The 11,670-nt window shown below is 64.2% G+C and carries 13 protein-coding genes; 6 read left to right on the top strand and 7 right to left on the bottom strand.

Translation table 11 applies throughout. The features are described 5' to 3' along the window. The first annotated feature begins 47 nt into the window (after window positions 1–47). From CC207_RS01450 to CC207_RS01455, 3 genes are all read left to right on the top strand, one after another. Entirely contained in the window at window positions 48–947 is a 900-nt protein-coding gene (locus CC207_RS01450) for a homocysteine S-methyltransferase family protein (RefSeq protein WP_028689988.1), read from the top strand. A 77-nt stretch (window positions 948–1,024) separates the two neighbouring features. After that, window positions 1,025–1,189, top strand: coding sequence for a hypothetical protein (locus CC207_RS26610; protein ID WP_178080943.1), 165 nt, complete (start codon window positions 1,025–1,027; stop codon window positions 1,187–1,189). Next, on the top strand, window positions 1,186–1,464 hold the full coding sequence (locus CC207_RS01455) for a helix-turn-helix transcriptional regulator (protein WP_062360088.1): 279 nt from the start codon (window positions 1,186–1,188) through the stop codon (window positions 1,462–1,464). Before CC207_RS26610 ends, CC207_RS01455 begins: the two co-directional genes overlap by 4 nt. A 67-nt stretch (window positions 1,465–1,531) precedes the next feature. Here CC207_RS01455 and CC207_RS01460 read toward each other — a convergent pair whose 3' ends face one another. From CC207_RS01460 to CC207_RS01470, 3 genes are read right to left on the bottom strand one after another with little or no spacing between them, the layout of a single operon-like run. Then, window positions 1,532–2,203, bottom strand: a complete 672-nt coding sequence (locus CC207_RS01460; protein WP_088851464.1) for a GNAT family N-acetyltransferase — start codon at window positions 2,201–2,203, stop codon at window positions 1,532–1,534. 7 nt (window positions 2,204–2,210) lie between these two features. After that, a complete protein-coding gene (locus CC207_RS01465) occupies window positions 2,211–2,657 on the bottom strand; it encodes a GNAT family N-acetyltransferase (RefSeq protein WP_088851465.1) in 447 nt (148 codons plus the stop codon). 11 nt (window positions 2,658–2,668) lie between these two features. Then, window positions 2,669–3,298, bottom strand: a complete 630-nt coding sequence (locus CC207_RS01470) for an FMN-binding negative transcriptional regulator (RefSeq protein ID WP_088851466.1) — start codon at window positions 3,296–3,298, stop codon at window positions 2,669–2,671. Window positions 3,299–3,388: 90 nt separating this feature from the next. Between CC207_RS01470 and CC207_RS01475 the strand changes: the two genes are divergently transcribed. Then, window positions 3,389–4,918 carry a PLP-dependent aminotransferase family protein gene (locus tag CC207_RS01475; RefSeq protein WP_088851467.1) on the top strand — a complete coding sequence of 510 codons (1,530 nt, stop codon included), beginning with the start codon at window positions 3,389–3,391 and terminating at the stop codon, window positions 4,916–4,918. A 112-nt stretch (window positions 4,919–5,030) separates the two neighbouring features. Here CC207_RS01475 and CC207_RS01480 read toward each other — a convergent pair whose 3' ends face one another. The 4 genes from CC207_RS01480 to aspA form a co-directional block, all read right to left on the bottom strand. Continuing rightward, the gene (locus tag CC207_RS01480; RefSeq protein ID WP_088851468.1) at window positions 5,031–6,134 is read right to left on the bottom strand and encodes an extracellular solute-binding protein; all 1,104 of its coding nucleotides are present in this window, start codon (window positions 6,132–6,134) and stop codon (window positions 5,031–5,033) included. Between the two features lie 2 nt (window positions 6,135–6,136). Further along, entirely contained in the window at window positions 6,137–7,177 is a 1,041-nt protein-coding gene (locus CC207_RS01485) for a histone deacetylase family protein (protein ID WP_069015983.1), read from the bottom strand. Window positions 7,178–7,305: 128 nt separating this feature from the next. Then, complete coding sequence (locus CC207_RS01490) at window positions 7,306–8,298, bottom strand: AraC family transcriptional regulator (RefSeq protein ID WP_028689980.1); 993 nt, start codon at window positions 8,296–8,298, stop codon at window positions 7,306–7,308. A gap of 168 nt (window positions 8,299–8,466) precedes the next feature. Next, window positions 8,467–9,891 (bottom strand): aspartate ammonia-lyase, encoded by a 1,425-nt coding sequence (gene aspA / locus CC207_RS01495; protein ID WP_028689979.1) that lies wholly within the window; start codon window positions 9,889–9,891, stop codon window positions 8,467–8,469. Window positions 9,892–10,072: 181 nt separating this feature from the next. On the opposite strand from aspA, the gene CC207_RS01500 reads away from it, so the two are divergent. Further along, complete coding sequence (locus CC207_RS01500; RefSeq protein ID WP_088851469.1) at window positions 10,073–11,002, top strand: LysR substrate-binding domain-containing protein; 930 nt, start codon at window positions 10,073–10,075, stop codon at window positions 11,000–11,002. A gap of 171 nt (window positions 11,003–11,173) precedes the next feature. Continuing rightward, entirely contained in the window at window positions 11,174–11,665 is a 492-nt protein-coding gene (gene purE, locus CC207_RS01505) for a 5-(carboxyamino)imidazole ribonucleotide mutase (RefSeq protein WP_028689977.1), read from the top strand. Window positions 11,666–11,670 lie beyond the last annotated feature (5 nt).

The following is an 11,670-nucleotide window of genomic DNA, read 5'->3' on the forward strand; positions in this document are numbered from 1 at the left end:
TGTACTAACTAGTGAATTTTATTCATATCAATATAAGTGAATGGCATATGGGCGAACGGTCGTTGGTTATTCTGGATGGCGGCATGGGGCGGGAATTGCAGCGCCGGGGTGCGCCGTTTCGTCAGCCGGAGTGGTCGGCGCTGGCGCTGAGCGAGGCGCCGGAGGCCGTAGTGGCCGTCCATGCTGCCTACATCGCGGCGGGTGCCGAAGTGATCACCAGCAACAGCTATGCGGTGGTGCCGTTTCATATCGGCGAAGCGCGCTTTGCCAAAGAGGGCTACGCCCTGGCACAAACCGCAGGGCAATTGGCACGGGCGGCTGCCGATGCTGCCGGGGGCAAGGTGCGGGTTGCCGGCTCCTTGCCGCCGCTGTTCGGTTCCTATCGCCCAGACCTGTTCCAGCCGCAACAGGTCGCCGCAGTGCTGACGCCGCTGCTTGAAGGCCTGGCCGAGCATGTCGACCTGTGGCTGGCGGAAACCCAGAGTTCGATCGCGGAAGTGCGTGCCATCCACGCGCAGCTGCCGCGCGATGGCAAGCCGTTCTGGGTGTCGTTCACCCTGCGGGATGAAGACGTCGATGATGTGCCACGGCTGCGCTCGGGCGAACCGGTCGCGCAAGCCGCCGAAGCCGTTGCCGCGCTTGGTGCGCAGGTGTTGTTGTTCAACTGCAGCCAGCCCGAAGTGATCGGTGATGCCATCGATGCCGCCAAGGCAGCATTCGAGCGCCTGGGTGCCGATATCGCCATCGGTGCCTACGCCAACGCCTTCCCACCCCAGCCCAAGGATGCAACGGCCAATGATGGCCTGGACGAGCTGCGTGAAGACCTGGACCCACCGGGCTACCTGAGCTGGGCACAGAACTGGCGCCAGCGCGGTGCCAGTCTGGTCGGCGGTTGCTGCGGAATCGGCCCGGAGCACATTGCCGAGCTCAAGGCGAAATTGGTTTGATGAGGTAGATCGTGGCCTGCCGCTGAGGGTGGGCCAATGGGACGAGTATCCCAGAAATTGATGCCTTGGCGCCCCTGATGGATCCGGAGCAGGCCTTCCAGCGCCTGCGCCAGGATGCCGGCAGCCTGCTGGCATTGCCGGACATCCTGACCGATATGGGGCTCTCTGATGCGCTAATGAACCATCCGGCCATTGCCCTCGGCTCACTGCAACGGCGGCTGACCGCCTGGGGGCTGGCATGACAGTTTCCATCGATGTGCGCGGGTTGTTGATCGATGCTGTGCGCGAAGGTATCGCCGACGGCAGCCTGGAACTCGGCGCGGCAGTGCGCCGCTTGCGTGTCGAGGTGGCCAAGATGCAGCAGGCGCAGTTTGCGAAGATGTGCAAGATTTCGGTTCGCACGCTGATTCAGATCGAGCAGGGGGAAGGCAACCCCACGCTCAAGTCGTTGAATGCAGTGTTCAAGCCGTTCGGCTTGAAAATGGGTGTGGTCAGTCGTCACCGGCAGATCGGTTGACTGCATCGCGGGGCAAGTCGCAAGCGTGGGAGCGGCGGTGCGCCGATGCGACTTGCCCCGCACTGCTTCAACCCAGGCGACATGCCTCCAGCGTCAGCACCTGCCCCTGAGGCTGCTGGTTTTCCTCACTCAACCAACGCTCGAACCCCACCGCCACGGCCGGCCACTCGGCATCGGTAATCGAGTACCAGGCGGTATCCCGATTGCGGTCCTTGACCACCATGTGGTTACGGAACACCCCTTCAAACACAAAGCCGAACCGCTCCGCTGCACGCTTGGAGCGATCATTGGCGTTGTTGCACTTCCATTCCAGCCGGCGGTTGCCCAGCGCGAAGCCGAGCTTGCTCAGCAGGTAGACCGCCTCGGTGCCCTTGGGCGTGCGCTGCATGGCGGCGCCGAAGGCGATGTGGCCGATTTCGAAGCGACCCTGATCCGGGACGATCGACATGTAGCTGAGGATGCCCTGGACCTGGCCGCTGGCGCGGTCGATCACGCTGTAGAACAGCGGGTCGCGGCTGGCGGCGTTGCCTTGCAGCCAGTGGTCGAAGCCGGCGCGCTCGGCAAACGGGCCGTAGGGCAGGTAGTCCCACAGCAACGGGTCCGAGCCCGGGCCTTGCAGTACTTCCCACAGGTCATTGCCATGGCGGGCCGGGTCGAGTTTTTCCAGGCGGATGAAACGGCCTTCGAGGGGCTCGGCCTTCGGGGTGCCGGCGGGCTTCCAGTTCAATGCGTCGTTCATGTTCGGCCTACAGTGCTTTGCGGAATTGGATGAAGCCCGGCCGATCGGCGATCTGTTCGTACAGGCTGATGGCGGTGGCATTGGTCTCGTGGGTCAGCCAGTGCACCCTCGTGCAGTCGGCGGCCTTGGCCGTCGCGTAAACATGCTCGATCAGCTGTCGGCCGATACCCAGGCCGCGTTGCTCGCTGTCCACGTAGAGGTCCTGCAGGTAGCAGGAATTCTGGATGCTCCAGTTGGTGCGATGGTAGATGAAGTTGACCAGGCCCACCGCCTTGTCGTCGACCCAGGCCAGGGTCGAATGGGTGGGCTCGTTGGGGTCGAGCAGGCGCTGCCAGGTGCTGAGGTAGACCTCGTCGGCCAGCTCGGTCTGGTAGAAGCGCAGGTAGGCCTGCCACAGGGAGCGCCAGGCGGCGTGATCGTGAGTGCCGACCGGGCGCAGGGTAACGGGGGTCATGGGCTTGTCCTTCAGAGATCGCGCATGTGCGCGGCGAGTTGGTTGTCCAGGTGGTCATTGCTGGCACTGAGGCCTTTGCGCACGCCGGCAATGTCATGCGCCGAACGGTTCTGGCTCAGTTTGCGCGCACCTTGCAGGCGGCTGATGGACAGGCGGATGCCAACGATGGCGCGGAGCATGCCGTCGAGGTAGTCGCTTGGGGCGTCAGACACTTTCCAGGGCTCGTCGCGGAGTTGTTCATGGCGTTCGGTGAGGCGGGTGACAATGTCCAGTAACGACTGGGCGTTGTGGATAACTTCGACCGGGCCATAGGCGTGCACGGCCAGGTAGTTCCAGGTCGGCACCACCTTGGGGTTGTCCGCCTTGCTCGGGTAGTAGCTCGGGCTGACGTAGGCATCGGCACCGGGAAATACCAGCAGCGCCTCGCCCCCTTGCTCCAGGTCCTGCCACTGGCGGTTGGCCCGGGCCAGGTGGGCGTAGACCGTGCCGAACTCGCCTTCGCCAGCCTCGACCAGTACGGGCAGGTGGGTGGCCAGCAGGCCCTGGTCACCCTGGCTGACCAGCAGCGCCAGGCGGGTTTGCAGCATGTGCCGGTGCAGGCGGTCGAGGTCGTGTTCCTGGTGGGACTTGTTGTTGTACATGCTGGATGTCCTTGCTGAATGACCCCATGCTAGGCAGGCTATTGGCTCTAGGTAAGAGCCATTCACGGCTGTTTTCATAGGTCCAATTTCATGAGCGAACGTTGCCATCCTCTGCCTTTCGACCCCGCGGGTATTGTCCTGGACCGCCGCCGCGGGCTGAGCCAGCAGCTCTACCATGCCTTGCGCGCCAGGGTGCTGGATGGGCGCCTGGGCAGCGGCACGCGGTTGCCGGCCACCCGCGATTTGGCGGCGATGCTGATGCTGTCGCGCAACAGCGTGGTGCGAGCCTACGACCAGCTGTATGCGGAGGGCTTCATCGAGAGCCGGGTTGGCGATGGCACCTATGTGAGCCAGCTGCCGAAACTATCCACACAATTATCAACAGGGTTATCCCTGGGGTTATCAACAGACTTATCCACATATAGTGCTTCAGATACTGAGGATTTATCCAGGCAGGCAGTCATCAGCGAGCCCCTGCAACGTCTGAAGAATCATCATTTGCCGCTGCCCAGAGGCGGGGCGCCCAAGGCTTTTCGCGTCGGCGTGCCGGCGTTCGACCTGTTCCCGTTCGAGGTGTGGGCCAAGCTGCAAGCGGGTTTCTGGCGAAATCCCGACCCGGCGATGCTGGGCTATGGCGACCCGGCCGGTGAGTGGCAGCTGCGTGAATTGATTGCCACCTACCTGCGACGCTCGCGGGGGCTTAGCTGCACGGCTGAACAAATAGTGATCACCAGTGGCGCGCAGGAGGCCATCAGCCTTTGTGCACAGCTGCTGCTGCAACCGGGCGATGGCGTGGCTGTGGAAAACCCGGGCTACCGGGCTGCCGGGCATGCCTTCGCGATGGCCGGGGCCACGCTCAAGGGCGTGCCGGTGGATGCCGAGGGCATGGACTGCGCAAGGCTGACCGAGATGCCCGAGTGCCGGCTGGCCTACGTGACGCCTGCCCACCAGTACCCCACGGGCGTCACCATGAGCCTGGCCCGTCGCCTGTCGCTGCTGGATTGGGCCGAGCGCCAGGATGGCTGGATCCTCGAGGACGACTACGACGGCGAGTACCGTTACAGCGGTGTGCCGCTGGCGCCACTGGCCTCGCTGGACCGCCAGGGGCGAGTGCTGTACGTGGGGACCTTCGGCAAGATCGCGCTTCCGGCCTTGCGCCTGGGATACCTGGTGCTTCCCGGGCGTCTGGTGCAGGCGTTCAGTCGATGCCGGGCGCTGGCGGTACGCCATTCGGAGGTCGGCACCCAGTGCGTGATGGCGCAATTCATGGCCCAGGGGCATTTCCAGCGGCATATCCGCCGCATGCGCCGGGCTGCGCTGGCGCGGCGCAATGTGCTCAAGGCAGGCTGGCCGCAGGACGTGCCGGGGCTGGGGGCCATGCCCGTGGTGGCGGCGGGGCTGCATGTGAAGGTAGATGTGGATAACTTCGCGCGGGAGCAGGAGCTGGTGGCTCGGGCGGAAGCGGTGGGGGTGGAGGTCAATCCGCTGAGCAGCTACTGGCTGGAGGATAGCGAGGAGCCAGTGGATAACAGGGCAGGGTTGGTGCTGGGGTTTGCCGCGGTGCCGGAGGCGCAGATAGCGGATGCGTTGATGCGTCTGCGCAAGGCTTGGCGGCGCTGAATTGAGGTCGCTCTGCGCCCCGTCGTCGGCAAGCCGACTCCCACAGTAACTGCGCATGCCTTTGTAGGAGCCGGCTTGCCGGCGAGGGGCTGCAGAGCAGCCCCCAACCCCATCAGGTTCCCGACTTGATCTTGGTCCAGGCCCGGGTGCGTGCCCGCTCGGCATCCCGTGGCAGTGGCTTCAAGGTATACAGCTTGGCCATCGCCTCCGTTGTCGGGTACAGGTTCGGGTTGTTGCGGATCGCTGGGCTGACCTTGTCGTTCGCATCCTTGTTCGGGTTCGGGTAGCCGACGAAATCGCTGATCGGCGCGATCACCTCAGGCCGCAGCAGGTAGTTGATGAAGGCATGGGCATCCTCCGGGTTGGCCGCGTTCTTCGGGATCGCCAGCATGTCGAACCAGATCGGTGCCCCCTCCCTGGGCAGGCGCATGTCCACTGTCACGCCATTCTTTGCCTCGCGGGCGCGGTTGGCGGCCTGGGAGAAGCTGCCCGAATAACCCACTGCCACGCAGATGTCGCCGTTGGCGATGTCGGCCATGTACTTGGAAGAGTGGAAGTAGGTGACATGCGGGCGGATCTTCAGCAGCAGGTCCTGGGCTTTCTGATAGTCGGCCGGCTTGCCGCTGTTAGGGTCCAGACCCAGGTACGACAGGGCCAGCGGCAGGATCTCCGACGGTGAATCGAGCAGCGCCACGCCGCACTGCTTGAGCTTGGCGATGTTCTCCGGTTTGAAGATCAGGTCCCAGCTGTCCACCGGGGCGTTGTCGCCGAGCAACGCCTTGACCTTGTCCGGGTTGAAGCCGATCAGCACGGTGCCGTACATGTAGGGCACGGCGAACTTGTTGCCGGGATCGTTGGCCTCGATCAGCTTCATCAGCGCCGGGTCCAGGTGTTGCCAGTTGGGCAGCTTGGCGCGATCGAGCGGCTGGAACACGCCCGCTTCGATCTGCTTGGCGAGGAACACGTTGGACGGCACCACCACGTCGTAGCCGGAGTTGCCGGTCAGCAGCTTGGCCTCCAGTGCCTCGTTGGTGTCGAAGATGTCGTAGACCAGCTTCACCCCGCTGTCCTTCTGGAAGTCGGTGAGGGTCTGCGGGGTGATGTAGTCGAACCAGTTGTAGACCCGCAGGGTGCGCTGGTCGGCATGGGCCTGGAGCGCGCCGGCGAGCAGGCCGGTGGCGATGAGCGGGGCGAGCAGACGCTTGAGTCGGACCATGTTCAGGCTCCTGGCTGGGCGTGCTGGAAGCCTTCCAGCACATTGACCGCGTTGATGCCGATTTCCTCCACAGCGTAGCCACCCTCCATCACGAACAAGGTCGGCTTGCCCAGCTGGGCGATGCGTTTGCCCATTTCCAGATAGTCCGGGCTGTCGAGCTTGAACTGGGAGATCGGGTCATCCTTGAAGGTGTCCACGCCGAGGGAGATCACCAGTACCTCGGCGTCGTAGGCGGCGATGCGCTGGCAAGCATCTTCCAATGCAGCGCTCCAGACGGCCCAATCACTGCCGGCGGGCAGTGGGTAATTGATGTTGCAGCCTTCGCCCGCGCCTTCGCCGACTTCGTCGGCATAGCCCAGGAAGAACGGGAACTCGTCCTGCGGATCGCCGTGGATCGAGGCGAAAAACACATCGTTGCGGGTGTAGAAGATGTCCTGGGTGCCGTTGCCGTGGTGGTAGTCGACATCGAGGATGGCCACCTTGCGCCGGCCCTGGTCAAGGAAGGCCTGGGCGGCGATGGCGGCGTTGTTCAGGTAGCAGTAGCCACCCATCACCTCGGCGGCGGCGTGGTGTCCCGGCGGGCGGCACAGGGCGAAGGCCGCGTGGGCGCCTTGCTGGATCGCGGCCTGGGCGGTCAGGGCCACTTGCGCCGCGCTGTAGGCGGCCTGCCAGGTGCCGGCGGTGATGGGTGCGCCAGCGTCGAAGCTGTAATAGCCGAGTTCACCGTGCAGGCCGGTGGGCTTGACCTGGCGCAGGGTGCGCGCCGGCCAGGTGAAGGGCAGCAGGTCGCCGTCGTGGCCGAGTGCGGCCCAGCGAGCCCAGGCGCCTTCGAAGAAGTTCAGGTAGTCGGTGCTGTGGATACGTTGCAGCGGGGCGCGACCGAAATCGGTGGGGCCTTGCACGGGGCCGAGGTTGCGCTTTTGCACCTGCTCCAGGACGTGGTCGGCGCGGGAAGGCATTTCGAAGCAGGGCATCAGTTGGCCGTCGATCAGCTCGCAGCGGCCATGGTGCAGGCGGTGGTCATCGGAATAGATCGTCAGCACGTGTTGTTCTCCGTTTATGACTGGCGTGGGCCGATTGTGCTGGCTGGCCTGATGCAGGGAGAACGGCATGAATGGCCAAAAGGGGATAGATATGGCCATCACCTGTGCCGACCGCTATCGCGGGGTGGTCAGCCGCGGAAATGGCTGGGCGCAACGCCGCTCCAGCGCTGGAAGGCATGCCTGAAACTCGCGGTCTCGCTGAATCCCAGCGATTCGGCAATGCGATAGATCGGCATCTGGTCTTCGGCCAGCAGTTGCTTGGCCCGCTCGAAGCGCAACTCGTCGAGCAGCTGTTGATAACTGCTGCCCAGCGCTTGCAGGTGCCGGCGCAAGGTGCGCGATGAGCAGTTCATTTGCCGTGCCAGCCCCTCCAGCCCGGGGGCGGCATCCAGCTGTTGGACCAGCAGCTGGCGAATGCGTCCGAGCCAGGCCTGGCGTCCGGTGAACTCAAGGTTCAGGCGCCTGCAGCGTTCGCCCATGGCCTTGTGGGTGATCGGGTCGGCCAGCGGCAGTGGCATGTCCAGCCAGCGGCGCTCGAAGGCAAAGGCGTTGTCGCTGGCCTGGAAGCCGAGCGGGCACTGGAACGCACCGTCATAGAGCGTGTGGTAGCCGGGACGCGAGTGTTCGAAGCGCGCCGCCAGCAGCGGCAGCGGGCGGCCGAGCAGGTCATCGCAGATCACCTTCAGCGACACCAGGCAGAACTCGGCGTTGAAGGCGGCAAGGCCGGGGGCGTCGTAATGGTCGGTGGCGCTGAGCCAGACTCGCTGGCCGTCATCCACCAGGCGCAGCTGGAAGACTGTTCCCAGCAGTGCCGGATAACTCAGCGCCAGGCGCAGGGCGTCACCCAAAGTGGCACTGGAGAGCAGGGCGTAACCGAGCATCCCGTAGCACGACACATGCATCCGCCGGCCCAGTTCCAGGCCGATGTCCTCACGCCGGGCCACGGCGTTGGCGCACACCTGCAGCTCCTGTTGGGTGGTGATGCGCGCATCGGCGTGGCCCAGGTCCGCCGGGCCTATGCCGCTGCCGGCGAGCAGCTGCCGCGGGTCGACGCCGGCCTCCTGGAACACCTGGAGGATCAGCGAAACCGCGTTGAGGGTGGTGAGGTGGCTGTGCAGCATGCTCGGCGTCCCATTGGGCTGAGAAGCTTTGGAGAGCAAGTTGTGTGCCGTTGGAGGGATATCGAATCCCTGGCACAAAAAAAGGGCCCGGAGCGTGCGCTCGGGCCCTTGAAAGGTTGAGAGGTGTCTAGTCCCTCGACCTGGTGAGACTGTTTGCAGCGGCCTGGGTTACGCCTTCAGCGGAACCAGACGGGGAGCGATCATGTTTTCCGGACGCAGGATGTCGTTGAGCATCGCTTCGTCCAGCAGCTTCTCCTCGCGCACCAGTTCTAGCACGCCGCGGCCGGTTTCCAGGGCGACGCGGGCGATACGGGTGGCGTTTTCATAGCCGATGTACGGGTTCAGGGCGGTGACCAGGCCGATCGAGTGCTCGACCAGTTCACGGCAGCGCTGTTCGTTGGCGGTGATGCCGACGATGCAGTGCTCGCGCAGCATGTCCATGGCGCGTTGCAGCAGGCGGATCGAGTCGAAGATCTTGTAGGCGATCAGCGGTTCCATCACGTTCAGCTGCAGCTGGCCACCTTCGGCGGCGACGGTCAGTGCCAGATCGTTGCCCATGATGGCGAAGGCCACCTGGTTGACGGCTTCCGGGATCACCGGGTTGACCTTGCCTGGCATGATCGAGCTGCCTGGCTGACGTGCTGGCAGGTTGATTTCGTTGATGCCGGTACGTGGGCCGCTGGACAGCAGGCGCAGGTCGTTGCAGATCTTCGACAGCTTGACCGCGGTACGCTTGAGCATGCCGGAGAACAGCACGAAGGCGCCCATGTCGGAGGTGGCTTCGATCAGGTCGGCAGCCGGGACCAGCGGCTGGCCGCTGATGGTCGCCAGGCGCTGCACGGCCAGGGCCTGGTAGCCCGGGTCGGCGTTGATGCCGGTACCGATGGCAGTACCGCCCAGGTTGATTTCGGTCAGCAGTTCCGGCGCCAGCGAGCGCAGGCGCTGCAGGTCTTCGGTCATGGTGGTGGCGAAGGCGCGGAATTCCTGGCCCAGGGTCATCGGTACGGCGTCCTGCAGCTGGGTACGGCCCATCTTCAGTACGTGGTCGAACTCTTTACCCTTGGCGGCGAAGGCCTGGATCAGGCTGTCGAGGCTGGCCAGCAGGGCGTCGTGGCCCAGCAGCAAGCCCAGACGGATCGCGGTCGGATAGGCGTCGTTGGTCGACTGCGCCATGTTCACGTCGTTGTTCGGGTGCAGGTACTGGTACTCACCTTTCTGGTGGCCCATGTGCTCCAGCGCGACGTTGGCGATGACTTCGTTGGCGTTCATGTTGGTGGAGGTGCCGGCACCGCCTTGAATCATGTCCACGACGAACTGATCGTGGAAATCACCCTTGATCAGTCGGGCGCAGGCTGCAGTGATGGCAGCGTGCTTGGCATCGCTCAGGTGCCCCAGCTCACGGTTGGCGTCAGCAGCAGCCTGCTTGACCATCGCCAGGCCGACTACCAGTTTCGGGTAGTGCGACAGCGGAACGCCGGAGAGGTGGAAGTTGTTGGCAGCGCGCAGAGTCTGGATGCCGTAGTAGGCATCGGCAGGGACTTCAAGGGTACCAAGCAGATCTTTTTCGACGCGGAACGATGCAGCAGAGGACATGATGGATATCATCTCGATTTTGACCCGGCACCTGCCGGAATGGCGCCAATGCTAGGGCTGCCCGGATTTTGCGGCCAATGCTGTTGCACGCTAACCTATGCACAAACGGCATACGGTTTGATGTGACGCCGATTGACAATCGAGCGTGTTCCATTTTGGTGCACGCGTTGCGGAGTAGTCGATGAACCTCGAAAGCAAATGGCTGGAGGACTTCAGTGCCCTGGCCTCAACCCGCAGTTTCTCCCAGGCGGCCGAGCGCCGGTTCGTCACCCAGCCGGCCTTCAGCCGGCGCATACGCAGCCTGGAGGCGGCGTTGGGGCTGACCTTGGTGAATCGTTCCCGCACACCGATCGAACTGACCGAGGCCGGCCAGCTGTTTCTCGTCACCGCGCGTACCGTTGTCGACCAGTTGAGCGAAGTTCTCCGCCATTTGCATCACCTTGAGGGCGGGCAGGGCGAGGTGATTCAGGTGTCGGCTGCGCACTCCCTGGCGTCGGGCTTTTTCCCGCGCTGGGTGGCGCAGCTGCGCAACGATGGCTTGAACATCGCCACGCGCCTGGTGGCCACCAACGTTGGCGAGGCCGTTCATGCATTGCGCGAGGGCGGTTGCGACCTGATGCTGGCTTTCTATGATCCGGACGCCGCCTTGCAGATGGACGCCGAGATCTTCCCGTCGTTGCACATGGGCACCACCGAAATGCTTCCGGTGTGCGCCGTTAGCCCGGACGGCAAGCCGCTGTTCGACCTGGAGGGCGAGGGCAGCGTGCCGCTGCTGGCCTACAGCGCCGGTGCCTTCCTCGGCCGTTCGGTCAACCTGCTGCTGCGCCAGCGCAACCTGCGCTATACCACTGTCTATGAAACAGCGATGGCCGACAGTCTAAAGAGCATGGCCCTCGAAGGCATGGGCATCGCCTGGGTGCCGAGGCTGTCGATGCGCGGCGAGCTGGAGCGCGGCGAACTGGTGATCTGTGGCGGCAGCCAGTGGCATGTGCCGCTGGAAATCCGCCTGTACCGCTGCGCGCTGGTGCGCAAGGCCAACGTGCGGTTGCTGTGGCGCAAGCTGGAGGGTGGCTCAGTTGACCCGAAAGTCAGCCAAACCCCCGAAAAATAAGGGCGACAGTTGGTCGCCGGGGGTGCCGTGATCGCCTCGCGTTACGCTATACTGCGCGGCCCCTCGACCGGATAGATCCGGTCATGATCAGCAAACAAGCCACGCCGGTCGTCCCGCGTGGCTTGTTGTTTTTTGACGCGCCTGCGGGCGCACAAGCGAAGAGGCTCGACGATGAGTGCACTGGTTGGCGTGATCATGGGCTCCAAGTCCGATTGGTCCACCCTTAGCCACACCGCCGATATGCTGGAAAAACTCGGCATTCCCTACGAGGTGAAGGTGGTTTCCGCCCACCGTACCCCGGACCTGCTGTTCCAGTACGCCGAGGAGGCCGAAGGCCGCGGCATCGAGGTGATCATCGCCGGTGCCGGTGGCGCCGCCCACCTGCCGGGCATGTGCGCCGCCAAGACCCACCTGCCGGTGTTGGGCGTGCCGGTGCAGTCGTCGATGCTGTCGGGTGTCGATTCGCTGCTGTCGATCGTGCAGATGCCAGCTGGGGTTCCCGTGGCCACCCTGGCCATCGGCAAGGCCGGCGCGGTCAATGCCGCGCTGCTGTCGGCAAGCATCCTGGGCGCCAAGTACCCGCAGTTCCACGCGGCGCTCAAGCAGTTCCGCACCGAGCAGACCGACACCGTTCTGGACAATCCAGACCCGCGCCAGGCTTGAGGTTG

The sequence above is a fragment of the Pseudomonas sp. DrBHI1 genome, assembly GCF_002205115.1.
GTDB classification, from domain to species: domain Bacteria; phylum Pseudomonadota; class Gammaproteobacteria; order Pseudomonadales; family Pseudomonadaceae; genus Aquipseudomonas; species Aquipseudomonas mosselii.